At 67.6% G+C, this 25,120-nt stretch carries 17 protein-coding genes; 13 read left to right on the forward strand and 4 right to left on the reverse strand.

The features are described 5' to 3' along the window. Positions 1–12: 12 nt before the first annotated feature. From RHOOR87_RS0106910 to RHOOR87_RS0106940, 7 genes are all read left to right on the forward strand, one after another. Positions 13–3,009, forward strand: coding sequence for a TonB-dependent receptor (locus RHOOR87_RS0106910; RefSeq protein ID WP_027484601.1), 2,997 nt, complete (start codon positions 13–15; stop codon positions 3,007–3,009). Between the two features lie 83 nt (positions 3,010–3,092). Next, positions 3,093–4,397, forward strand: coding sequence for a diaminopimelate decarboxylase (gene lysA, locus RHOOR87_RS0106915; protein WP_027484602.1), 1,305 nt, complete (start codon positions 3,093–3,095; stop codon positions 4,395–4,397). Further along, complete coding sequence (locus RHOOR87_RS0106920; protein WP_027484603.1) at positions 4,394–5,605, forward strand: dipeptidase; 1,212 nt, start codon at positions 4,394–4,396, stop codon at positions 5,603–5,605. The genes lysA and RHOOR87_RS0106920 overlap by 4 nt, the downstream gene beginning before the upstream one ends. Further along, positions 5,592–7,271 carry a serine hydrolase gene (locus RHOOR87_RS0106925; RefSeq protein ID WP_027484604.1) on the forward strand — a complete coding sequence of 560 codons (1,680 nt, stop codon included), beginning with the start codon at positions 5,592–5,594 and terminating at the stop codon, positions 7,269–7,271. Before RHOOR87_RS0106920 ends, RHOOR87_RS0106925 begins: the two co-directional genes overlap by 14 nt. Next, entirely contained in the window at positions 7,268–8,002 is a 735-nt protein-coding gene (locus RHOOR87_RS0106930) for a M15 family metallopeptidase (protein WP_007509658.1), read from the forward strand. The genes RHOOR87_RS0106925 and RHOOR87_RS0106930 overlap by 4 nt, the downstream gene beginning before the upstream one ends. A gap of 28 nt (positions 8,003–8,030) precedes the next feature. Continuing rightward, entirely contained in the window at positions 8,031–9,080 is a 1,050-nt protein-coding gene (locus RHOOR87_RS0106935; RefSeq protein ID WP_027484605.1) for a serine hydrolase domain-containing protein, read from the forward strand. 21 nt (positions 9,081–9,101) lie between these two features. Next, a complete protein-coding gene (locus RHOOR87_RS0106940; protein WP_027484606.1) occupies positions 9,102–9,893 on the forward strand; it encodes an N-acetylmuramoyl-L-alanine amidase in 792 nt (263 codons plus the stop codon). 65 nt (positions 9,894–9,958) lie between these two features. Here RHOOR87_RS0106940 and RHOOR87_RS0106945 read toward each other — a convergent pair whose 3' ends face one another. Further along, positions 9,959–12,652 carry a TonB-dependent receptor gene (locus RHOOR87_RS0106945; protein WP_231381739.1) on the reverse strand — a complete coding sequence of 898 codons (2,694 nt, stop codon included), beginning with the start codon at positions 12,650–12,652 and terminating at the stop codon, positions 9,959–9,961. 333 nt (positions 12,653–12,985) lie between these two features. On the opposite strand from RHOOR87_RS0106945, the gene agaR reads away from it, so the two are divergent. After that, entirely contained in the window at positions 12,986–13,765 is a 780-nt protein-coding gene (gene agaR / locus RHOOR87_RS0106950; protein ID WP_007509667.1) for a transcriptional repressor AgaR, read from the forward strand. A 5-nt stretch (positions 13,766–13,770) separates the two neighbouring features. Here agaR and RHOOR87_RS0106955 read toward each other — a convergent pair whose 3' ends face one another. Continuing rightward, entirely contained in the window at positions 13,771–14,901 is a 1,131-nt protein-coding gene (locus tag RHOOR87_RS0106955; protein ID WP_015448806.1) for an amidohydrolase family protein, read from the reverse strand. A 111-nt stretch (positions 14,902–15,012) separates the two neighbouring features. Here RHOOR87_RS0106955 and RHOOR87_RS0106960 point away from each other — a divergent pair, with 111 nt between their 5' ends. Genes RHOOR87_RS0106960 through RHOOR87_RS0106980 form a run of 5 tightly spaced genes read left to right on the forward strand, consistent with a single transcriptional unit; the run spans position 15,013 to position 21,478 of the window. Further along, positions 15,013–17,130, forward strand: coding sequence for a glycoside hydrolase family 36 protein (locus RHOOR87_RS0106960; protein ID WP_027484607.1), 2,118 nt, complete (start codon positions 15,013–15,015; stop codon positions 17,128–17,130). Further along, positions 17,127–18,059 carry a DMT family transporter gene (locus RHOOR87_RS0106965; protein ID WP_027484608.1) on the forward strand — a complete coding sequence of 311 codons (933 nt, stop codon included), beginning with the start codon at positions 17,127–17,129 and terminating at the stop codon, positions 18,057–18,059. The genes RHOOR87_RS0106960 and RHOOR87_RS0106965 overlap by 4 nt, the downstream gene beginning before the upstream one ends. A gap of 14 nt (positions 18,060–18,073) precedes the next feature. Then, positions 18,074–19,363: a D-tagatose-bisphosphate aldolase, class II, non-catalytic subunit gene (locus RHOOR87_RS0106970; RefSeq protein WP_027484609.1), complete on the forward strand. Its 1,290-nt coding sequence runs from the start codon at positions 18,074–18,076 to the stop codon at positions 19,361–19,363. Beyond that, positions 19,350–20,510, forward strand: a complete 1,161-nt coding sequence (locus RHOOR87_RS0106975; RefSeq protein ID WP_043795414.1) for an SIS domain-containing protein — start codon at positions 19,350–19,352, stop codon at positions 20,508–20,510. Before RHOOR87_RS0106970 ends, RHOOR87_RS0106975 begins: the two co-directional genes overlap by 14 nt. Next, positions 20,507–21,478 (forward strand): BadF/BadG/BcrA/BcrD ATPase family protein, encoded by a 972-nt coding sequence (locus RHOOR87_RS0106980; RefSeq protein ID WP_027484610.1) that lies wholly within the window; start codon positions 20,507–20,509, stop codon positions 21,476–21,478. The genes RHOOR87_RS0106975 and RHOOR87_RS0106980 overlap by 4 nt, the downstream gene beginning before the upstream one ends. A gap of 21 nt (positions 21,479–21,499) precedes the next feature. Here RHOOR87_RS0106980 and trpE read toward each other — a convergent pair whose 3' ends face one another. Together trpE and RHOOR87_RS0106990 are read right to left on the reverse strand one after the other, a co-directional pair. Beyond that, positions 21,500–22,975, reverse strand: coding sequence for an anthranilate synthase component I (trpE, locus tag RHOOR87_RS0106985; RefSeq protein WP_027484611.1), 1,476 nt, complete (start codon positions 22,973–22,975; stop codon positions 21,500–21,502). Between the two features lie 132 nt (positions 22,976–23,107). Next, positions 23,108–25,117: an ATP-binding protein gene (locus RHOOR87_RS0106990; RefSeq protein ID WP_027484612.1), complete on the reverse strand. Its 2,010-nt coding sequence runs from the start codon at positions 25,115–25,117 to the stop codon at positions 23,108–23,110. Between the last annotated feature and the right edge of the window lie 3 nt (positions 25,118–25,120).

Genomic DNA, 25,120 nt, shown 5'->3' on the forward strand with positions numbered 1-25,120 from the left:
GAGATGGGGAACATGAGCAACACCCGGACATTGCGCAGGACCGTGCTCGGCACGGCGCTCGGACTGGCGCTCGCCGCCTTCGGCGGCCCGCAGGCGTACGCGGCCAACAACGACGGTTCGGTGGCCGGTCGCACCCAAGCCGGCGCCACCGTGGTCGTGACCAATCCGGCCACCGGCCTGACTCGCACGATCACCGCCGACAACGACGGCAACTACCGCTTCCCGTTCCTGCCGGTGGGCCAGTACACCATCAGCGCCAGCAGCGGCGGCCAGCCGGTGGGTCCGACGCGCAACGTCACGGTGGCGCTGGGCACCACCACCACAGTGGACCTGGGCGCGGCAAACGCGACCAGCCTGGCCACCATCAACGTCACCGGCTCGGTGCTGCCGGTGATCGACGTCCGTTCCACCGAGTCGGCCACCATCGTCTCGCGCGCCGACCTGGTGCGCCTGCCGGTCGACCAGAACGTCACCTCGGTGGCGCTGCTGGCGCCCGGCGTGGTCAAGGGCAACGCCGCCTTCGGCGGCATTTCCTTCGGCGGCTCCTCGATCGCCGAGAACGCGTTCTACGTCAACGGCCTCAACGTCACCGACTTCTACAACCGCAACGGCTTCTCCGAAGCGCCGTTCGCGTTCTACGACCAGTTCCAGGTCAAGACCGGCGGCTACTCGGTCGAGTTCGGCCGCACTACCGGCGGCGTGGTCAATGCGGTGGCGCGCTCAGGCACCAACGAGTTCAAGGGTGGCGTGGAGATCACCCTGGAGCCCGGCAACTGGCATTCGCGCGCCGACGATCACTATGACGCCAGCGGCCACCGCTACCTCACCGCCAGCCGCGACCAGGACTCGCTGGTGAAGACGAACATCTGGGCCTCCGGCCCGATCGTCAAGGACAAACTGTTCATCTTCGCCATGTACGAGGCCCGCGGCAGCAGCCCGCGCAACACCAACAACGCCGGCACCACGCTGACCTCCAACAACTCGGATACCGGCTTCTGGGGCACCACGATCGACTGGAACATCACCGACAGCAACGTGTTGCAGCTGATGGCGTTCTCCGACAAGAACAAGAACACCGGCGACGTCTACAGCTACGACTACGACACCAGCACTATCGGCACCCGCACCAACAAGGTCTTCACCGATACCGGCGGCAAGAACTGGGCGCTGACCTGGACCAGCTACCTCACCAACGACCTGTCGATGAAGCTGATGTACGGCCGCAACGAGCGCGAGGCGTTCACCCGCTCGCAGCTGGACATCGACTGCAACTACGTCTCGGCGAACAACGCGTTCCGGGCAATCCACGATCCGGGCGTGCAGCTGGGCTGCACCAGCAGCTCCACCGTGTACAAACGCAACGACACCCGCAAGCAGGCCCGCGCCGACTTCGAGTGGACGCTGGGCGACCACCTGCTGCGCTTCGGCTACGACCACGAAAACGACACCTCCGACTACAACCGCCACTACGCCGGGCCGGGCGCGTACTACTACAACCTGTACGCCGCCAGCGCCGGCTCCACCATCTCCAACGGCGGCGTGGTGCCGGCCGGCTACGACGCCTACGTGCGCGCACGCCGCTACGAGATCGCCGGCACCTTCACCACCAAGAATGCCGCGTACTACATCGAGGACAACTGGCAGGTGACACCCAGCCTGGTGCTCAACGCCGGCGTGCGCAACGACAGCTTCGACAACCAGGACGCCGCAGGCCGCAGCTACATCAAGATGAGCCGGCAGATCGCGCCGCGGCTGGGCTTCTCCTGGGACATGAAGGGCGACGGCAGCACCAAGCTGTTCGGCAACCTCGGCCGCTACTACCTGCCGGTGGCCAACGTGATCAACATCAAGCAGGCCGGCGGCCTGCTCGACGAGCGCACCTACTACGCGTTCGACGGCTGGGAGTACAAGACCCTCAACGGCGTCGAGTACGCCGTCCCGAAGCTCGGCCCGCAGATCGGCCCGGTCGACAATTCGCAGGGCGACGGCACCGTCGGCGACCTGCGTTCCGAGGTCGACAAGAACATGGATCCGGTCTACCAGGACGAAGCGATCCTGGGCTTCCAGCAGCTGATCACCTCGCAGTGGTCGTGGGGCGTCAGCGCCACCTACCGGCGCCTGCACAACGCGATCGACGACATGGAGATCAGCGCCACCGCGCAGTGCGGCGAGAACGGCTACATCGGCTGGGTGATGGCCAACCCTGGCAAGAAGGTCACCGTGTGGGGCGACACCAACTGCGACGGCACCCCTGACGGCTACCTCACCGTGGACACCTCCAAGGAAGGCTGGGCGATGTATGACGCCCAGGGCAACTACCTGGGCCAGCGCGGCTGGGTGAAGCCCAAGCGCACCTACGCCGCCGTCGAGCTGCAGCTGAACCGCGCGTGGGACGAGAAGTGGGCGATGAACGCCTCGTACACGATGTCGTGGAACCGCGGCAACGCGGAAGGCCCGGTCAACTCGGACACCGACTTCGACGACACCGGCCGCACCGAGAACTTCGACGATCCGTGGGTGAACCTGGGCGGCGACGGCTACCTGCCGAACGACCGCCGCCACCAGTTCAAGCTGCGCGGCACCTATGCGCTCACCCCGCACTGGCAGCTCGGCGCCGACGTGAACGCCGCCTCCGGCGGCCCGATCACCGGCTTCGGCGTGGGCAACCCCTACGACGCCACCAACTACCACAGCTACTTCATCTGCGTGCAGAACTGCGACTCGCCGGTGTCCGAGAACCGCGTCTATGAACGCTCGCCGCGCGGCAAGTACGGCCGCCTGCCGTGGACCTTCACGCTCAACGCCGGCATCAGCTACATCCAGCCGTTCGATGGCGGCGAGTTCCGGGTGAAGCTGGCCGTCTACAACCTGCTCAACCAGAAGCACACCACGGCGGTGGATCAGGATCTGCAGACGTCCATCTCCAATTCCACCAGCGACACGTTCCGCCAGCCGCTTGGCTTCCAGTCGCCGCGCTTCACCCAGCTGACCATGTCCGTCAACTTCTGATCGTCCTCCCCCGATCGCGGCCCGCGCAACTGCCGGGCCGCTCTTTTTTTGCGGTTTCACCGCAGCAGCAACGGCACCAGGCCATGTCCACGCCAACAACCAGCCGCCCGACGACGACGGCAACTGCCACGCAGGCGGACGACGCCCACCGCCACTTCGACGGGGTCGACCTGCAGGCCCTGGCGCAGCGGATTGGCACGCCCCTGCATGCCTACTCCGCCAGCGCGATCCACCAGCGCATCGGCGAACTCCAGGCCGCGCTGACCGGCCTCGACGCCACCATCTGCTTCGCGGTCAAGGCCAACCCGAACCTCGCCATCCTGCAATTGATGGCGAACGCCGGCGTCGGTGCCGACATCGTCTCGGTCGGCGAGCTGCGCCGCGCGCTCAACGCCGGCATGCCGGCCGAGCGCATTGTGTTCTCCGGCGTCGGCAAGAGCACCGACGAGATCGCCGGCGCGCTGAACGTCGGCATCATGCGCTTCAACGTCGAATCGCTGGACGAACTGCATACCCTGCAGCGGGTCGCGAAGGCGCAGGAAACGACCGCGCGCGCCGCCGTGCGCGTCAACCCCGACGTGGACGCGCAGACCCACGCGAAGATCTCCACCGGCAAGTCGGAGAACAAGTTCGGCGTCAGCATCGACGAGGCGCGCCGCTGGTTCGCCGAACGCAGCCAGCTCACCCACGTGCAGCTCGACGGCCTGCACGTGCACATCGGTTCGCAGATCCTCAGCGTCGAACCGTTCCGGCTGGCACTGCAGCGGGTCGCCGCGTTCTGGCGCGAACTCGAGCAGGCCGGCCATCCGGTCAACAGCATCGACGTCGGCGGCGGACTGGGCGTGTGCTATCGCGCCGGCGTGGACCAGCCGGTGGCCGCGGCCGATTACGTCGGCGCGATCCGCGAGGCGCTGGCCGGTTTCCGCGGCCGCCTGCTGCTGGAACCGGGCCGCTACCTGGTCGCCGAGGCGGGCGTGCTGCTGACCCGGGTGATCCGCGTCAAACCCGGCATCGACCGCACGTTCCTGGTGCTGGACGCGGCGATGAACGACCTGCAGCGGCCCAGCCTGTACGACGCCTGGCACGACATCGTGCCGGTAGCGGACGAGCGGCGCCTGCTGGCCACCTACGACATCGTCGGCCCGGTGTGCGAGACCGGCGATACTTTCGCCCGCGCACGCGAACTGCCCGAGTGCGCCGCCGGCGACCTGTTGCTGATCAAGGCCACCGGCGCGTACGGTACGTCGATGGCCTCCACCTACAACTCGCGGCCGCTGGCCGCCGAGGTACTGCTGCAGCGGGGCCGCTACGCCGTGGTGCGGCGGCGCCAGCACTTCGAGGACATGATCGCCGGTGAACAGCCGGCCCGGAACTGGGAAACGCCATGAACACGACTGTCCGCCTCGCCCTCCTCGCCGCCTTGAGCGTCGCCGGGACGCTGCCCGCGCAAGCACAGCAGGATCCGCCGATCACCATCGACACCCATGTCGACATCCCCTTCAACTACATGGGCGAGCCGCGCTTCGACGTCGGGCACGATACCCGCCTGCTGGTCGACCTGGGCAAGATGGAGCGCGGCGGCCTGAACGCGGCGTTCTTCGTGGTCTGGGTGCCGCAGCACCAGCTCGACGCCGCCGGCTACGCCAAGGCGGTGCAACAGGCCAGCCAGAAATACGACGGCATCGGCCGCATGCTGATGATGTATCCCGACCGCATCCGCCTGGCCACCACGCCCGAACAGCTGCTCGCCAACCACAAGGCCGGCCTGCTCTCGGCGACGATCGAGATCGAGAACGCCTACTCGCTCGGCCACGACATCCACCGCCTCGACGCCGCGTTCGATCGCGGCGCGCGCTCCGTCGGCCTGGTCCACGTCGGCAACAACGACCTGTGCACCAGCTCGCTACCCGATACCGAGCATGGCGAGCCGGCGATGAACGGCGCCGGCGACAAGGGCATGAGCGACTTCGGCCGCGCTGTGGTGAAACGCGCCAACCAGCTCGGCATGCTGGTCGACATCTCCCACGCTTCGGACAACTGCGTGCGCGATGCGCTCAAGCTGTCCAGCACGCCGCTCATCGCCTCGCACTCCGGCGCCCGCGCCGTGCTCGACCACCCGCGCAACCTGCCCGACGACCTGCTGCGCGCGATCGCCGCCAAGGGCGGCGTGATCGACGCCGTGGCCTACAAGGAATTCCTGAAGAAGGACCCGGGCCGCGAGGCCGCCGAAAAGAAACTGCAGAACGCCATCGCCAAGCAGGCCGGCGAGAAGGAGTACGACAGCGACAGCGACGACTACCGGCCGGAGATGGAAGCCGGCATGGCCGAGATCCAGAAAAAATACCCGCTGGCCACCCTGGACGACTACGTGAAGCAGATCCGGCACATGGTGAAGGTGGCCGGCATCGACCACGTCGGCCTCGCCTCCGACTTCGACGGCGGCGGCGGCATCATCGGCTGGAAGGACGCCGGCGAAACCCGCAACGTCACCGCCGCGCTGCGCCGCGCCGGTTTCAGCGACGCCGACATCGCCAAGCTGTGGGGCGGCAACCTGCTGCGCGTATGGAGTGAGGTCGAGCGCCATGCGCAGCGCTGACGCAGCCGCCGTTGACGCATTCGTAGGTTGGGGTGAGCGAAGCGAACCCCAACAAATTCCGCCGCACCGAGAGCATGTTGGGGTTCGCTTCGCTCACCCCAACCTACGTGGGCGCCGTTGGCTCTTCGCCACCGCGCTGGTCCTGACGGCCGCCAGCGCCCACGCCGGCACAGCAACACCTGAAACCAGGGCGCTCGACAAGATCGTCGACGCCACCATCGCCCGCTATCACCTGCCCGGCATCGCCGTCGGCGTGATCGAGCACGGCCAGGTCGTCTACGTGCGCACCACCGGCGAGACCGTCGCCGGCTCCGGCCAGCCGATCACCCCGCGCACGCTGTTCAAGATCGCCTCCAACAGCAAGGCGATGACCACCGCCCTGCTCGGCCGGCTGGTCGACCAGGGCAAGTTGCGCTGGGACGATCCGGTGATGAAGTACCTGCCGCAGTTCCGCATGCACGATCCGTGGGTCACCGCGAACATGCGCGTGGCCGACCTGCTCACCCATTCCAGCGGCCTGCCCGAAGGCGGCGGCGACCTGATGCTGTGGCCTGAACCGAACGCGTTCACCCGCGCCGACATCATCCACGGCCTCGCCTTCATCAAGCCCGGCTACAGCTTCCGCGCGCAATACCAGTACGACAACCTGCTCTACGTGGTGGCCGGCGAAGTCGCCGCCGCCGCGGGCGGCGCGCCGTACGAAACGCTGATGCGCCGCGAAGTGTTCGAGCCGCTGCACCTGGACCGCTGCCAGGTCGGCGCGTGGAACCGCGACACGGTGGGCGACGTGGCCACGCCGCATCGCCGCGAGGGCGGCCGCAACGTGGCAATACCCGAGGACGCCACGATTCCCGCGATCACCTCGGCCGCCGCCGGCGGCATCCGCTGCGACCTCACCGACATGCTGGCCTGGGCGCGCAACTGGCTGGTGCCCAGCACGGCGCAGCTGAAGTGGCTGTCGCCGGTGCAACGCAGCGTGCTGCAGGCGCCGCACATGCTGATCCCCGTTTCCGAGCAGCGCCGTGCCTGGGACAACACCCACGTGATGGCCTACGGCTACGGCTGGCGCATGGCCGACGTCGACGGCCAGTGGCTGGTCTGGCACACCGGCACCTTGAACGGCATGTATTCGATGCTGGCGCTGCTGCCGGACCGCAAGAGCGGCTTCGTGTTCATGATCAACGGCGAGGCGGACGATGCGCGCACCGTGCTCGGCGAAATGCTGGTCAAGCACTTCACCGCACCCGACGAACCGCGCGACGTGAACTGGTATGCCGACGCGCTGGAGCGGCAGGCCGCGCAGCGCCCCGCCGGCTCGACCGCCCCGGATACCTCGGCGCAACGGCCGGCCACCACGGCGGAGCTGGCCTCCTGGACCGGCGAATACCGCGACCCGTGGTTCGGCGATGTCTCGTTGTGCCCGCGCGACGGCAAGCTGCGTTTCGCCGCCGCGAAGTCGCCCACGCTGACCGGCACGGTGATGCGCCTGGGCGACCGCTACCTGGTGCATTGGGACAGCGGCGAGCTGGACGCGTGGCTGGATTTCCACGCGGCCACCGCCAGCCAGCCGATCACCTTGCGCATGGCCAAGCTCGACCCGCAAGGCGATTTCAGCTCCGACTACGAAGACCTGGCTTTCCAGCGTCGTGGGGGTTGCCACCGATGATTATCTCGACCCGCCGTCCCCTGCTCCTGCTCGGCTTGCTCGTCGCCCTCGGCGCCACCGGCCGCGCCCATGCCGCGGAGCAACCGCCCACCCTGTCGCCGGCGACGACTGCCGCCGCGGCCAACCTGGTCGATATCCGCAGCCTGGTGCCGGACATGGCCGAGGACATCAAGTACGCCGGCAGCGACAATTTCGTGGGTGCGCCGGTGGACGGCTACCTGGCGCCGAAGTGCCTGCTGCTGCGCCCGGTCGCCGAGGCACTGGCGCGGGTCGAGCACGAACTGCGCACGCAACACCGGCGCCTGAAGATCTGGGATTGCTACCGCCCCGCCCGCGCGGTGGCGCACTTCGTGCGCTGGGCGCACGACCTCGACGATCAGCGCACCAAGCCGCAGCACTACCCCACGCTGGACAAGTCGAAACTGCTCGGCGACTACATCGCGCCGGTCTCCGGCCACAGCCGCGGCGCCACCATCGACCTCACCCTTGAGCGCTGCGCCGCCGACGGCAAGCGCTGCGAAGCGCTGGACATGGGTACCGACTTCGACTTCTTCGACGTGCGCGCACACACCGACGCGCCCGACGTCACCGCGCAGCAACACGCCAACCGCCAGTTGCTGCGCGACGCGATGCGGCGCGAAGGCTTCCGCAACTACCCGATGGAGTGGTGGCACTACACGCTCTCGCCGGAGCCGACGCCGCACACGATCTACGACGTGCCGGTGCAATGACGGCACCACGAACAGGGGGGATTCCGCCATGCCGAAACTGCTTGCTGGCCTCGCACTGACCTTGCTGCTCGGCGGCTGCGCCAGCGGCATCAAGCCGGTCGACCCGATCGACGCACTGATGCAGCGCTATAGCGGCGACGTCCCTGGCGCCTCGCTGCTGGTGCTCAAGGACGGCAAGCCGATCGTGCGCCGCAGCTACGGCCTGGCCAATCTCGAGGACGAAGGCAAAGCCACGCCGGCCACCAACTACCGGCTCGCCTCGGTGAGCAAGCAGTTCACCGCCACGGCGATCCTGCTGCTGGCCGAAAGCGGCCGCCTCAAGCTCGACGATCCGGTGCGCCGCTGGTTACCTTCGCTGCCGGAAACGACGGCCGCGGTCACCCTGCGCCAGTTGCTGACGCACACCGGCGGCCTGGTCGACTACGAGGACCTGATTCCGCCCGGCAGCACCGGACAGGTCAGCGACAACGACGTGCTGCGCCTGCTGTCCGCCACGCCGAAGACTTATTTCGCGCCCGGCACGGCCTACCGCTACAGCAACTCCGGCTACGTGCTGCTCGGCCTGGTGGTGGAGCGCGCCTCCGGCATCAGCCTGCCGCTGTATCTCCGGCAGCACATCTTCCAGCCGCTGCACATGGACCACACCTTGCTGTATGAGCGCGGCGGCCCCGAGGTGGAAAATCGCGCCTACGGCTACAGCGAAGAAAACGGCGGCTGGACGCGCACCGACCAGAGCGTCACCAGCGCCACCCGCGGCGACGGCGGCATCTATTCCTCGATCGACGACCTGGCCAAGTGGGACGCCGCGCTGTACGACGACCGCCTGCTCAGCACCACCTCGCGCAAGCTCGCCTTCAGCCCGCACGTGAAGGTCACCGGCGAGCCATACGAGGCCAGCTACGGCTACGGCTGGCGCATCACCGGCGACACGCTGTGGCACTCCGGCGAGAGCATCGGCTTCCGCAACGTGATCGTGCGCTGGCCGAAGCAACGCCTCACGGTGATCCTGCTCAGCAACCGCAACGAGCCGGAACCGTACCGCACCGCGCTGGCGATCGCCGCGCCGTACCTGCAGTGATGGAGCAAGGAACCGTCAGCGATGCGTGATCCGTTCGCCCTGCCCCGCCAGCTGCGCCGCGCGGCCCTGCTGGCGCTGCTCGCGCTGCTCGCCGCCTGCGCGCCGCTGCCGCCGCGCAACCCGCTGGCGACCTGGGTGCCGTCGCCGAACCACGACATCCGCCGGCCGGTGCTGATCGTGCTGCACTACACCCAGCAGCAGTCGGTGCAGCAGAGCCTGGACACCCTGCGCACGGCGAACAGCGGCGGGCCGGTGAGCTCGCATTACCTGATCGGCGCCGACGGCCACATCTACCAGCTGGTATCCGACCAGTTGCGCGCGTGGCATGGCGGCCCCGGGCACTGGGGCACGATCACCGACATCAATTCCGCCTCGATCGGTATCGAACTGGACAACGACGGCGCCACGCCGTTCGCGCAACCGCAGATCGACAGCCTGCTGCGCCTGCTGACCGACCTCAGCACGCGGCTGCACATCCCGCGTACGCAGATCATCGGCCACGAGGACCTCGCCCCCGGCCGCAAGGACGACCCCGGCCCGCGCTTCCCGTGGCGGCAACTGGCCGACGCCGGCTACGGCCGCTGGCCGCGCGGCGCACTGATCGATCCGCCTAGCGGCTTCGACCCATGGCTGGCGCTGGCCGCGATCGGCTACCCGCTGGACGACCGCGCCGCCGCGGTACGTGCGTTCCACCATCACTTCCGCGGCATGCAGGGTGACGTGCTGGACGATGAGGACCTGCGCATCCTGTACAACCTCGCGCTGCAGATCACAGCCAGCGACAAGCCAGGCCCAGTTCCGCAACCGGACTGATACCGAAGCGTTCGCCAGCCCCAAACCACATACCTCCGCGGGAGCCACCGGTTCCCATCGACGCTCTAGAACCGCAAGCTCGCTCCCAGATTGAAAGACCGGCCATATCGGTTATAGCCCTGCGACAGCAGCGGGTTGCCGTTGATGCTGTAGGTCTGCGCATCGTCCAGCAGGTTCTGTCCCTGGAGGCTGATGCTGAACATGTCGTTGATTTCGTAGGTCACGTGTGCGGTCAACCAGGTGATCGCAGCGGCCTGGGTGTTGTAGCCGGTGCCGATTACGTTGATCGCCGTGACGAAGCCATCGGTGCGGACCGCGTTGGCGCCCAGCGACCATTTGCCCTTCTCGTACATCGCGCCCAGCGAATAGGTCGCCGGGGCGATGCCCTCGAGCGGGCGTTCCTCGCCATTCACCCAGCTGCGCGACCAGTTGCGGGTGTACTGGGCATTCACGCCGAAACCGCTTTCCCAGAAGTGCTGCAGGCCGGCCTCGAGGCCTTTGACCTTGGCGTAATCGCCGTTGATCGGACGCATGACGTTGAACAGGTAACCCGGTACGCCGATGTCCTGGCCCGGCTCCCAGCTGGTGGTGATCTGGTTCTTGATGCGCTTGTAGAACACGGCCACGTTGGCGATGGAATGGTCGGCGAAGTACCACTCCAGCGACATGTCTCCCTGCGCCGCACTATAGGGCTTCAGGTGCGCATTGCCGCCGTAGACCTGGGTGAACTCGCCCCACGACACGCTCGCGGTGGTGTTGGTCGGCGCGAGCTGGTCGACCGGCGGGCGGGCCATGGTCTTGGCCGCACCCAGGCGCAATTGCAACTGGTCGGTGAAGTGCCAGGTGAAATTCGCCGAAGGCAGCAGGAAGGTGTAGTCGGCGTTCTGGACGACCGGGGTCGGGGCAGCGTACGTTGCCGTGTAGTTGAACGCGCCGTTCTTGGTGATGTTCAGGATCTTGGCATCCCAGGCCTGGGCCCTGGTGTTCGTCTTCACCAGTCGCACGCCGATGTCGCCGTCCCAGCGGTCGCCCGACATGTCCGCCTGCACGTAGAAGGCATCGGTCTTCTCGCGAACCCGGTAGCTTTGCAGCGGGTTCCATTTCGGGCCGGCCAGGGCATAGTTGTACGGCGTGCCGTCCGGACGCAGGTGGCCGTCGTAGGCCTGCAGCCGGGCCAGGTAGTTGGGCACGTCGAAGGCCACGAAGCTGCGCGGGAAGCTGCTGTTCACGTCATCCATGAAGTGCGGCAGGTGGAAGCTGTGCGAGATCACTCCGGCGCCCAGGTCGGCCACGTTGATGGCATTGTTTCCGGAGTAGTAGTCGGCGCCGCCGTTGAGGGTGTTGTTGATCAGGTCGCGCGACTTCCTGCGGTCGGTGCGGGTCGCGCCAAAGCGCAGGCGGTCCACGCCCCAGCGGCCGACCAGCAGGTTGCCAGCCACCGTGCCACCGGTGATCTTGTCCTCGATGTTGTCGCCGCTCAACTCCATGTAATGCGTGTTGAAGTCCGACTCGGTGAACTGGCCGTTGGCCAGGCCCGTGGCAAGGTTGCGGCCGTCGTTGAACTGGACATCGACATTGGGCACCGCATTCGGGCCCAGGGTGATGCGGGCGGTGTTGGGCAGGTTCATGCGCAGGACGGCGTAGGTGTCCTGGCCACCGGAGTGGCGCTTCGAGGTGGAGCGGTACAGGTCGCCGGTCAGGGTCAGGTCGGGGGTGACTTTCCACTCGCCGTTGAGACCGTAAAGGTCGGTGTCGACCACGCGGTATTCGGTCTGGTTCAGCAGTTCCGGATTGAGGCGCAGTTCCGGATCCGGGTTGTTCATGGTGAAGCCGGTGACGATGCCGTTCTGCACGGTGATGTCGGACCAGCGGCCCGGTGCGAACAGCGGATAGTAGGATTGCTGGTAGGCCACGTGCGGCGAGTCGAGGCGGGTTTTCAGGCCGTCCAGCACGATGCGCACGTTGTCGCTCGGATGCCATTCGAACTTGCCGGAGAAGGCGCTGCGCTTCTTGTCCTCCATGATCGAGCCAACCCGGAACTGGCCCGGGGCGATCAGGCCATATTCGTTCGGATCCAGTACGCCGTTGCCGTTGGGGTCGATGTTGCCGCCCCAGGCGTTGCCCCACCAGTTGGGGTCGTTGGGATCCGGGTTCCGGGTCCAGCCGCCATCGTTGCCGGCAATGTCGGTGCGATCCTTGCGATGGGCGTAGACCACGCCCAGCAGCACGCCCATGGTGTCGTTGGCGAAGGTGTTGCTGTAGGTGGCCGAGAGCTTGCTTCCGTTGAGTTCGGACATCAGGTTGCGATCGCCTTCCAGGCGCACGATGCCGTGCTGGCCCTTCTGGTCGAATGGACTGGCCGAGCGCAGATTGACCAGGCCGCCGATGGCCCCTTCGGTCAGTGAGGCCTGGGCGCCCTTGATCACGTCGGCGCCACTGATCACGTCGGCCGGCAATACATCGAAGGCAAAATCGCGGCCGGCGCCGTCGGTGGCCAGGATGCGTCCGTTGAAGGTGGTCAGCGTGAACTCCGGGCCCAGGCCACGTACGCTGACTCTCTGTCCTTCGCCACCGGCAGTACGCGAAATGGACACGCCGGTGATGTGGCTGAGCGAATCGGCCACGTTGTCGTCGGGGAACTTGCCCAGCTCGAGCGCGCTGATCGAATCCTGCACGGTACCGGCGTCGCGCTTGAGTTCGGTCGAGCGCGCCAGGCTGGCGCGCACGCCGGTGACCACCACCGCTCCCAAATCGGTCACGTTGTCGCGCGTCTGCGCCGTTTTATCCGACGGTGACGTCTGCGACTCTTGTGTTGTCTGCGACTCTTGTGTTGTCTGCGACTCTTGCGTTGCGGGCGCGCTGCCTGGCGTGGCTTGGGACAGGGCTGTCGCAGGCATCAGCAGGGCAAACGCAACTCCATAAAACAGTGTGTTTCGGTGTAGGGGCGCGGTATTCACTGGCTCTCCTCCAGGGGCTAGGCGACGGACCTGCTGGCTAAACAACGAAACCGAGCCTATATCATGTTTCGTTATACATCAATAGCGAAATACAACGAAATACGGCATAATTTGGACACCCGCAGGAATCCCCCCATGACCGCCACCCGCGACACCAGTCAACGACGCCTCCAGATCAGCGAACTCGTCCGCCAGCATGGCAGCGTCCAGGTCACCAGCCTTGCTCACCGCTTCGGTGTGAGCGCGCAGACCGTGCGCAAAGATCTTCGTTATCTGGCCGAACGCGGAGTCATGGCGCGGGCCTATGGCGGGGCGATCGACAGTGGCGTGATGAACGGTGCCTCGGCCGAGCCCAACTACGAAGCGAAATGCACCACCCACCTGGATGAGAAACGTCGCATAGGCGCTTGCGCCGCGGCACTGATCAAGCCCGGAGACACGGTCGTCATCGACTCGGGTACCACGGCCATCCAATTGGCCGAAGCGGTTCAGGACATCGACATCACCGTGGTCACCAACGACTACGGCGTGCTGACTGCGCTTGCCCCCAAGAACAACATCACCATCGTCATGCTCGGCGGGGAGCTGCGACGCCGCAGCATGGCGTTCTATGGAGGGCTGACCGTCGAAGCGCTGGACGCGCTGCATGTAGACAAGCTGTTCCTTGGCGTGGATGGCTTCGACCTGGAGCGCGGCATCACCACCCATTACGAGCCCGAGGCGCTGCTCAACCGCAAGATGGTGGAGACCGCCCGCCTGGTCATTGCCATCACGGACAGCTCGAAGTTCGGCAAGATCTGTCTGCATCGCATCATCCCCGTTGCCGCGTTGAACATGCTGATCACGGACACCGGCGCGCCGGAGGAAATCATCCAGGCCAGCCAGCAACTCGGTTTCGAGCTGAAGCTGGCGTAAGCCCTTCAGTCGACCGGCCTGGGCGCAGCAAAGACGCGCACGGCGTTGGCGTAGTAGATCTTGTCCACCACCGCGCGCGGCAACGCGAGACCCGGCACATCGGCGTCGATCATGTCCACCCGCTGGGTTTCGCCGGTCGCCAGATAGCGCCAGTCGGAGCTCCATACCCGATGCGCCTCGCGCCTGAATTCCGCGGGATCGGCGTCCGCGGCAAAGGTCAGGTCGGTGCCGTACAGCACCCGGCCCTGGTAGCGGATGAAGAAGTTCCGCACCTTCTCGCGATCGCGCACCGACTGGTATTGCACCTGGCTCATGCGTGCGGCCATGTCGACGGTGGTGTTGGGGAAGCGGTCGAGGAACGCGGCGATCCGGTCGACGTCGTACTCCAGGCTGGCCAGGTGCGCGCCGACGAAGCGCAGCTTCGGATGCGCGGCGACGAAGCGGTCGCGCTCGCGCATCAGCTCTTCGTAGCTCGGCTGATCCGGGTGCAGGTACATGTAGTACTGCGGATGCTCGCTGAAGTACTCGCGGTCGTTGTCGGTGGTCATCTGGTCGAGCGGCAGCCAGCAGTTGCGCGGCTCCCCCTGGTGGTCGATCAGGGCCACGCCGAGCGCGCGGACCTGCCCGGCCACGGGCGCCAGGCCCGGATCGTCGAGCATGATCAGCTTGCCGTCGGCGTTCTTCTCCACCAGTCCCACGTTCTTCCAGATCTTCACCGCGAGCGCGCCCTTGGCCACATCCCGGGCCAGGCTCGCGTTGACCCGTTCGGTCCAGCCCGGCGTACCGAAGCCCTTCATGGAAAACGTGGTGGCCCAATGGAAATGCTGCGGATCCTTCGCTGCAAGGGTCAGGGCGATGGCGTGCTGCCGTTCCAGGCTGGGGAAGTCCGGATAGTCGACGTTGATCGACAGCAATTCGAAGCCGTCCGCGCGGGCCTGCTCGAGGAACGCCCTGTTCGGGTTGTTGGCGTGGACGTGGGCGTCGTATTTGCGCACGCGGGTGAAGTCCGCCATGGAATAGCTGTGCGCAACGGCGGCGGTGTCCGCCGTTTTCGACAGAGGCGAAGTGGCGGCAACGGAAAGTGAGATCGCTACCGCGACCAGGCCCATCATCATGCGGCGGAGCACCATGCTCATCTTATTACCCGTAATATAACGAAACTATTTCATACCATATCGAAACGAAACGCTTGCAGCAATACCTGGAACTGACGCAGAATCGGAACAACACCTCGACTGGAGCCCATCATGTCCCCGATTGGACGACGCACCGTATTGAAGCTCTTTGCCGGCAGCGTAGCGGGTGGCGTGGCCTGGGCCTCCCTGCCGAAAGCGCTGGCAGCTCCGCTCCGCGGCAGCAAGCGCGCCAGCGGGGATGGCGGTGCCGGTGTCGTGGTCCGGGACGCGGTCCTGGCGATTGCGTTCGACCGCAAGCTGCACACCAGCCTCGTGACCCACGGCAAGCCGCTGACGCCCTATCAACCCAGCGAAAGCCTGTTGCTGACCGACGGCTCGGTCGAGGACTTCGCCATCACCGGCCACAAGGAACAGCCGATCACGGACGCGCGCCACGGCACTGGCCGTCAGTCGATCACGACCGGACGCTCCAGCCGCCACCTCGAGAAGGAGGTGGCGGTGACGTTCTTCGACAACCTGCCCGGCATGGCCGTGCTGCAGACCCGCTACCGCAACCACGGTACCGCCGCCTTGCAGGTCGCCGGCTGGCGCAACGCCGCGCATGAACTGGACGACGCGCCCGGCGGGTTCTGGACCTTCGCCGGCGCGACCCACACCGACCGCCGCGACTGGGTACGCCCGCTTGCCGACGGGTTCGACCAGCGCAACGCGCTGGGCATGGACTCGTCCGACTACGGCGGCGGCATCCCGATGGCCGATATCTGGCGCCGCGACGTCGGCCTGGCCGTCGGCCACGTGGAACCGGTGGCGCGTTCGCTGGACCTGCCGGTGCACAGGACCGCCGACGGCGCGCACATCGCGGTCGAGTCGCCGCAGGCCTCCACCCTGGCCCCGGGCCAGACCCTGGTCACCGAACGCACCTGGCTTGCCGTGCATACCGGCGACTATTTCGCGCCGCTGCAGCAGTACCGGCAGTACATGCAGGCCGAGGGCCTCGTCGCGCCGCTGGCGCCGGAATCGGCCTTCGCGCCGGTCTGGTGCACGTGGGGCTACGGGCGCGACTTCAACATCAAGCAGATCATGGACACCGTGCCCAAGGCCCGCGAACTGGGCTTCGGGTGGGTGGTGCTGGACGATGGCTGGCAGACCAACGAGGGCGACTGGCGCATCGACACGCGCAAGTTCCCCCGCGGCGACGCCGACATGCGTGACTTCACCGCGAAGGTGCGCAGCCAGGGCATGCATCCACGCCTGTGGATAGCGCCGCTGGCCGCCGACCCGGGCAGCGACGTGCTGCACGACCACGTCGACATGTTGCTGCTGGACAAGAACGGCGCTTACCAGACCATCACCTGGTGGAATGCGCTGACCCAGTGCCCGGCTTACCAGCCGACCATCGATTACTACGTGGCGCTGGTGAAGAAGGTGATCGGCGACTGGGGCTTCGAGGGCATCAAGTTCGATGGCCAGCACCTCAACGCCGTGGCGCCCTGCTACAACCCCGCACACAAGCATGCCCATCCCACTGATTCGGTCGAGGGACTGGCCACGTTCTGGAGCGCCATCCACCGGGCCGCGCACGAGGCCAACCCGCAGGCGGTGGTCGAGCTGTGTCCCTGCGGCACCGTCTTCGCCTTCCACAACCTGCCGGCCACCGACCAGTACCCCGCGTCCGATCCGTTGTCCTCGTGGCAGGTGCGCAGCAAGGGCAAGACCATGAAGGCGCTGATGGACTCCCGCAGCAGCTATGCCGGCGACCACGTGGAACTGTCCGATGGTGGCGACGACTTCGCATCCACCGTCGGCATCGGTGCGGTGGTCTCCTCCAAGTTCACCTGGCCAAGGGACACCGAGCATCCCGCCGAACCCCTGCCACCGGGCGGCTACAAGCTCACCACCGAGAAGGAGATGCTCTGGCGCAAGTGGGTGGCCCTGTACAAGCAGCACATGCTGCCCAAGGGCGAGTACCTGGGCACGCTGTACGACATCGGCTTCGACAAGCCCGAGGCGCACGTCATCGCCAAGGACGGAGCGATGTACTACGCCTTCTACGCCGAGAGCTTCAATGGATCGGTGCAACTGCGCGGCCTCGGCGCCGGCCGCTACCGCGTGCGCGATCTGTTCAACGAGGTCGACCTGGGCGAAGTGGCGGCGTCCGACGCGACGCTGCGGGTAGCGTTCAAGCGCTTCGTGCTGCTGCGGGCCACGCCGCTGGCGGCTCACGCATGAGCACTTCGGTGATCGATGCCGCCGCCGCGCCAAGCCGCCGTCCGTGGCTGGCTTTTGCCCTGGCGACCGTCGCACTGTGGGGCGTGTGGGGTGCGTTGTCGCCGCTGTCGTCGCAGCACGGCTTCCCCGACACGCTGGTGTACTGCGTGTGGGCGCTGACCATGATTCCGCCGGCGCTGTACATCCTCTGGCGCAGCGGCTGGGTGCTGGAGCGTTCGCCGCGCGCGGTGATCTACGGCTTGACCATCGGCCTGCTTGGTGCCGGCGGACAGATGCTGCTGTTCCACACCCTGACCATCGGGCCGGCCTACTTCGTGTTCCCGATCATCGCGTTGTCGCCGGTGGTCACGATTGCCCTGTCGTTCCTCCTGCTGCGCGAGCGCACCGGCTGGACGGGCACGCTGGGCATCGCGCTGGCGCTGCTGGCGCTGCCGATGATGGACCTGTCGTTCGGCGGCGGCACGAGCGGAGGACTGGGCTGGTTCCTGCAATCGCTGCTGATCATGCTGGCCTGGGGCCTGCAGGCCTACTTCATGCGCCTGGCCAACAACACCGTGCGCGCCGAGAGCATCTTCTTTTACATGACGCTGGGCGCACTGCTGCTGGCGCCGGCGGCGCTGGCCATGACCGACTGGACGCAGCCGGTCAACATGGGCCTGGACGGACCGTGGATGACCGCGGCGATCCAGCTGCTCAACGCCGTCGGCGCGCTGACCCTGGTTTATGCCTTCCGCTACGGCAAGGCGATCGTGATCGCGCCACTGACCAATGCCGGCGCCCCACTGGTGACTGCCGTGCTGGCATTGCTGTTCGCCAGCGTCGTGCCGGGCCCGCTGAAAATGGTTGGCCTGGTGCTGGCCCTGATTGCCTCGCTGCTGCTGGTGCTCGAACCCGAGCCCGAGCGCGACTCACCCGCTCCACTCCCCTGAATGGATTCGTCCCCATGGATGTTCTGCTCGACCTCATCGCGCGACACAAGCAGGGACACGCCAGCGGCGTGACCTCGATCTGCTCGGCGCATCCCATCGTCATCGAAGCCAGCCTGCGCCACGCGCAACGCAGCGGGCAGGCGTTCGTGCTGTTCGAGGCGACCTGCAACCAGGTCAACCAGGACGGCGGCTACACCGGCATGACGCCCGCCGACTTCGTCGCCTTCGTCCACGCCATCGCCGACCGCGTCGGCTTCGACCATGCGCGTATCGCTTTGGGCGGCGACCACCTGGGGCCCAACCCGTGGACGTCGCTGGACGCCGCAGCAGCGATGGACAAGGCCGAGGTGATGGTGGGCGCCTATGTGGCCGCCGGTTTCCGCAAGATCCACCTGGACTGCTCGATGGCCTGCCGCGGCGATCCCGAGCCGCTGCCGGAAGCCGAGATCGTGCGCCGCGCGGTGCGCCTGTGCCGGGCCGCCGAAGCCGCCCACGCCGGGGCGGGCGACGAGGCGCCGGTGTACGTGATCGGCACCGAGGTGCCGGTGCCGGGCGGTGCGACCGAGTCCATCGATGGCCTGGCCGTGACCACGCCGCAGGCCGCGCTGGCCACGATCGAGGCGCATCGCCAGGCGTTCATCGCCGTGGGACTGGCATCGGCCTGGCAGCGGGTGATTGCCTCGGTGGTGCAACCCGGCGTGGAGTTCGACCACCACGACGTGGTGGACTACCAGCCGCAGAAAGCGCGTGAGCTGAGCGAAGCCATCACCGGCGTACCGGGCATGGTGTTCGAGGCGCATTCGACCGACTACCAGACCCGCGATGCCTTGGGATCGCTGGTGCGCGACCACTTCGCCATCCTCAAGGTCGGGCCTGGCCTGACCTTCGCCCTGCGCGAGGCATTCTGGGCACTGGATGCGATCGAGCAGGCATGGATCGAGGATGCCCGCCGCGCGCGCCTGCGCGAGGTGGTGCTGGCGCGCATGCGCGAGCAGCCCGGTTACTGGCAGCGCTACTACCACAGCCGGGACCATGCGCTGACCGTGGACCTGCAGTACAGCCTCAGCGACCGCATCCGCTACTACTGGCCCGACCCGGCGATCGAGCAGGCCCGCCAGCGCCTGTTCGACAACCTGCGCGCGAACCCGCCGCCGATCCCGCTGATCAGCCAGTTCCTGCCGCATGCGCTGCACGCCCTGCGCATCGGCATCGCGACGCGCGACCCGCTGTCCCTGACCATGGCACACGTCAGTGCCGCACTCGACGACTACCACCATGCATGCCATGACCATGACACCCACTGAGTACCTGGGCCTGACCGAGCCCGACCTGATCGCCACCGGCGCGATCTGGACCGCGCGCGAAATCGAGCAGCAACCGCAGATGCTGCAGCGGACCCATGCCCTGGTGGCCGGGCTGCACGCGAAGATCCGGGCCTTTGCCGCACCGCTGATCGACAACCCTGCCGCACGGGTGATCCTGACCGGCGCCGGCAGTTCCTCCTATATCGGCCAGTGCGTGGCGCCGCTGCTGAACCGTACGCTGGCCGCGCGCGTGGACGCGGTGCCGACCACCGACATCGTGTGTGCCCCGTCGTTGTACCTGAACCCGGAGCAGCCGCTGCTGCTGGTTTCCTTCGGCCGTTCCGGCAACAGCCCCGAAAGCCTGGCGGCGGTGGAACTCGCCGAATCGCTGGTGCGCGAGGTGCGCCACCTGCTGATTGTCTGCAACGCCGACGGTGCGCTGGGCAAAGTGCCAGCGGCCAACGCAATGACCCTGCTGCTGCCGGCCGAGACCCACGACACCGGCTTCGCCATGACCTCCAGCTTCAGCTGCATGATGTACGCCGTCGTGGCCGCGCTACTGCCGGCCGGCACCATGGATGGGCGCATCGGCGCCATCGCCGGCGCCACCGGACGGGTCATCGGGGAATCACTGCCGCTGCTGCACGAACTGGCGCTCGGCCGGTACGATCGTGTCGTCTATCTGGGCAGCGGCGTATTGCAGGGTTTGGCCCGCGAGGCGTCGCTGAAACTGGGCGAGTTGACCAACGGCGCGGTGGCGACCTGCTTCGACTCGCCGCTGGGCTTCCGCCACGGCCCCAAGACCTTCATCACCGGGCGCACCCTGGTGATGGTTTTCGTGTCCAACGACGAACTTACCCGCCGCTACGATCTGGATCTGGTGGACGAACTGCGGCGCGACGGGTGCGCGACGCGCATCGTCGAGGTGAGCGCACGGCCGCGCACGGCGTCGGGCGCCGACGGCATCACGGTGCCCGCGATGGCCGGCGCCGTCGATCTGGACCTGCTGTGGCCCTGCGTCGCCATCGCGCAGATCCATGCCTTCCTCCGCGCACGCGCCATGGGCGTGGCCCCCGACAATCCCAACCCCGCGGGCGTGGTGAACCGCGTCGTCCAGGGCGTACGCCTGTACGTGACGAACGCATGAATCCGGTGGCTTACCTTGGCGTGGACGGCGGCGGAACGAAGACCCGCTTCGCCCTGATCGACGGCGACGGCCGCTTGCTTGGCGAGGCGGAGCTCGGCACGACTTACCATCCCCATGTCGGCCTGGATGGCGTGCATGCCGTCCTGGCTGAAGGCGTGGCCAGCGTGCTCGGCGCAGCCGACCTGACGCTGGCCGACATCGGTTACGCCTTCTTCGGACTGCCCGCCTACGGCGAGGACAGCCGCGCCACGGCACAGCTGCAAGCATGTCCCGCGGCGGTCCTGGGCCACCATCGCTACGCTTGCGACAACGACATGGTCTGCGGCTGGGCCGGCTCGCTGGCCTGTACCGACGGCATCAACATCGTGGCCGGCACCGGCTCGATCGGCTACGGCCAGCGCCGCGGCATCGCGGCGCGCGCCGGCGGCTGGGGCGAGGCGTTTTCCGATGAAGGCTCGGCTTACTGGATCGCCATGCGCGGGCTCAACGCCTACTCGCGCATGAGCGACGGACGCCTGCCCAAGGGTCCGCTGCACGCCATCCTCAATGCACATTTCCAGCTCGACAACGACCTGGACATCTGCGCCCATGTTTACGGCGGCAAGGCCTACGCCCGCGGCGAACTGGCTCAACTGTCGTGCCAGGTGGCCGAGGCCGCGCGAGCCGGCGATGCCGTCGCCGCGAACATTTTCCGCGACGCCGGCCAGGAACTGGCTCGAATCTGCGACACGCTGCGCCTGGCGCTGCGCTTCGAAGCGGACGAACCCGTGCCGGTTTCCTGGTCCGGCGGCGCGTTCAATGCCGGCGAATTGCTGCTGGCGCCGCTGCGCGATGCGCTTTCCGCCGCCAGCCCGCATTTCGACATGCGGCCCCCGCGGCACGTACCTCACTACGGCGCTGCACTCTATGCGGCCATGCTCGCGCACCATCCGGTGCACGCAGCGCACGGGGTTTCCACTGCCCCTTGATCGAGGTCGGCCTGGGGGGAGCTACAGCCCCTTCGCCGCCTGCGCCACCGCGCGGAACAGCGCGCGGCCCTTGTTCATGGTCTCTTCCCACTCGGCGGCGGGGTCGGAGTCGTAGACGATGCCGGCGCCGGCCTGCACGTGCAGGCGGCCGCCGTGGATCACCGCGGTGCGGATCGCGATGGCGGTGTCGGCGTCGCCCCACCAGCCGATCCAGCCGATCGCGCCGCCGTAGATGTTGCGCTTGTACGGCTCCAGCTCCTGGATGATCTCCAGCGCGCGCACCTTCGGCGCACCGCTGAGCGTACCGGCCGGGAAAGTGGCCTTCAGCACGTCCATGTAGCTGAGCCCGTCGCGCACGGTGCCCTGCACCTGCGACACGATGTGCATCACGTGCGAGTAGCGCTCGATCGCGAACGAGTCGCTCACTTCGACGCTGCCGGTCTCGCTGATCCGGCCCAGGTCGTTGCGACCGAGATCGATCAGCATCACGTGCTCGGCGCGCTCCTTCGGGTCGGCCAGCAGCTCGGCTTCCAGCGCCTGGTCTTCTTCTTCCGTGGCGCCGCGCTTGCGCGTGCCGGCGAGCGGGCGCACCACCACCTTGCCGTCCTTCAGCCGCGCCAGGATCTCCGGCGAGGAGCCCACGATCTGGGTCTCGCCGAGGTCGACGAAGTACATGTACGGCGAGGGGTTCAGCGCGCGCAGCGCGCGGTACACATCGACCGGCCGCGCGTTGAAACCCACGCTGAGCCGCTGCGACGGCACCACCTGGAAGATGTCGCCGGCGCGGATGTATTCCTTCGCCTTCTCCACCATCGCCTCGAACTCGTCCTTCGTGAACGAGGACTTGAAGTCGCCCTCGTCCAGCGCGATCGACTGGGTGAGCTGCGGATACGAGGCACCGCCCTGACGCAGCCGGTAGACCAGCGCGTCGAGCCGGCGCTGCGCCTCGGCGTACGCCTGCGGCTGCGCCGGGTCAGCGTGCACGATCAGGTACAGCCGGCCCTTGAGGTTGTCGAACACCGCGACTTCCTCGGCCAGCATCAGCAGCACGTCAGGCGTGCCTAGCTCATCAAAGCGATCCCACTGCGCCAGCCGCGGCTCGATGTAGCCGATCGTCTCGAAGCCGAAGTAGCCGACCAGGCCGCCGCTAAATGCGGGCAGCTGCGGCAAGCGCGGCACGTCGTACTGCGCGCGCAGGTTTTCGATTTCCGCGAGTGGGTCGTCGAGATGGCGGCGCTCGGTGACCTCGCCGGAGTCCTCCACTTCGAGCTCATGCCCGCGCAAGCGGTATACGCGTTTCGCCGGGAGGCCGATGATCGAATAGCGCCCCCAGGTGGCGCCGCCCTCGACCGATTCGAACAGGAAGGTGTACGGGCCGTCAGCGAGTTTCAGGTACACCGACAACGGCGTATCGAGGTCGGAAAACACCTCGCGCACCAGCGGGATGCGCGTGTGGCCCTGGGCAACCAGCGCGTCGAATTCGTCTCGGGAGATCACGGATAAACCATCTGTACGGGAACGGGCTGCTCAAGATAGCAGGCTGGGGCGGTACGGGTATGGACGTCCAAGGCAAGAACACCCCTCACCCTAACCCTCTCCCCGGCTTTGCCGGGGGGACGGGACCAGAAGCTACAGCCGCTGCCGCGGCATGCCGTGCAGGCGCAGCGAGAACGCCACGCCGCTGCCGTCGTCGAGGTTGCGTGCACTGGCCACGCCGCCGTGGCGTTCGGCCACCAGCCGCACCACGTACAGGCCCAGGCCCAGGTGCGGGGCGCCGCCGGGGGTGGTCTTGTCGCGCAGGCTGACCAGCGAATCGAACAAGCGGCCCTGCATCGCCGCGGGCAACGGCGGGCCCTGGTTGGCCAGCTCGATCTCGGCGCCGTCCGGCGCGCCGCGCAGGGTGAGCCGCAGCCAGCCGTCGGGCGGGGTGAACGACAGCGCGTTGTCGAGCAGCTTGTCCAGCGCCTGCGCGACCAGCTCGGGCGCGCAGTGCAGGTGCAGTGGCGCGTCGGGCAGCATGCAGTCGAGCCGGCGCGCGCCGATCAGCGGGCGGTAGGCGTCGGCGCAGCCGCGCACCACTTCGCGCAGGTCGACGTCCTCGGGTTCGGCCGCGGCGATCGCGCGCTCCATCCGGCTCGACTCGCTCATCGCGCGCACCAGCGCGCCGAGCCGCGCCACGCCGTCACGGGCGCGGGCCAGGTACGGCTGCGCCTCGGCCGGCAACGCGGCATGTTCGAGGTTGTCCAGCGAGGATTTCACGATCGCCAGTGGCGTGTTGAGTTCATGCGAGAGCTTCGAGGCCAGCGTGCGCAGGTAGTCGGTGTAGCTGCCGACCACCTCGAACAGCCGCTCGAAGCTGCGCGCCAGGTCGCCGATTTCGTCCGGCGCGTCGGTCATCGGGAATTTCCCGCGCTCGAACAAGCCGTCCAGACGTCCGTCGTTGAGCTGCGCGTGCTCGGCCGCGTTGCGCAGGCGACCCAGCCGCAGACTGAGCCGGGTAGCGAACAGCAGCAGGATGCCGCCGGCCACCAGCAGCACGCCGAAGCTGGTCAGCAGCAGACCGAACAGTGCGCGGTTGGCCAGCAGCGGCACCGTGCGGCTGGCCTGCTCCAGCAGCAGCACGCCGTCGACCTGGCCGGCATGTTCGATTGGCACCGCGGCGGCCAGCACCACGCTGCCGCGCTCCTCGCCGCTGCGCCAGACCGACACCGGCTTGCCGATGCCTGCCGCGGCGACTTCGCGGGTATCCAGCCGCGGCACGTCCTGCGCCCACAGGTTCGCATCCTCCAGCCGGGTCGCCAGCAGCGAACGGTAGACCAGCGCGGCGAACCAGCCCGGCTGGCCGTCGCTGCCGGGCGCCGTGTTCAGGCGGCCGCTGCGCGCCAGCAACCAGCCTTGCGGCGCCAGCACGCGGGCCTGCACGCGATCGGGCACCAGCTGCGCCAGTTCGCCGGAAAGCTTGTCCGAGTAGCTGAGCAGCGGCCGCGCATCGGCGGCCAGCCGGTCGCCGCCGGCCGCCGCGTCGTACACGCCGACGCCGAGCGTGCGCAGATGCAGCCCGCGCGGCAGGCGCAACTCGACGCGATAGCCGCTGCCGTCCTCCTGCCATTGCGCGGTGATCAGCTCGGGCAGGCCGTCGACCGGCGGATCCAGCGGCCGCGCCGCGAGCGGCCCCGGTGCCGCGCTGGCCAGCAGGTAGCGGCGCCGGCCCTCCGCATTGCCCAGCGCGAGGATCAGGTGGTCGGCGGCCAGCGCGTTCGCGTCGTCGGCGTCGGCGCGCGTGCGCCGGGTGGCGCGCACGTCGGCGTACAGGCACAGCCCGTCGTCGTCCGCGGCCAGCAGCAGCTTGCCGCGCGCGCCCAGCGACTGGCTCCACGGCGTCAGCGGCGCCCAGTCGTCGCCGTAACCATCGATGGTGATCGGTGAGGGCGCCGGCTGCACGTACCAGCCCCGGCCCGATGTCGGCGCTACCGCACCGGTCACCACCAGGCTGCGCGCCACCGCATTCGCCGACGCCAGCAGCGCCTGTGCCTGGCCTTCGCGCAGCAGGGTTTCCATCTGCCGCACGTACAGCCAGCCGGCGACCGGCAGCGCCAGCGTGCACAGCGCGACCAGCAGCAGTTTGCGGCGCAGGGTCATCGG

This window comes from Rhodanobacter sp. OR87 (assembly GCF_000473345.1).
In the GTDB taxonomy this organism is placed as follows: domain Bacteria; phylum Pseudomonadota; class Gammaproteobacteria; order Xanthomonadales; family Rhodanobacteraceae; genus Rhodanobacter; species Rhodanobacter denitrificans.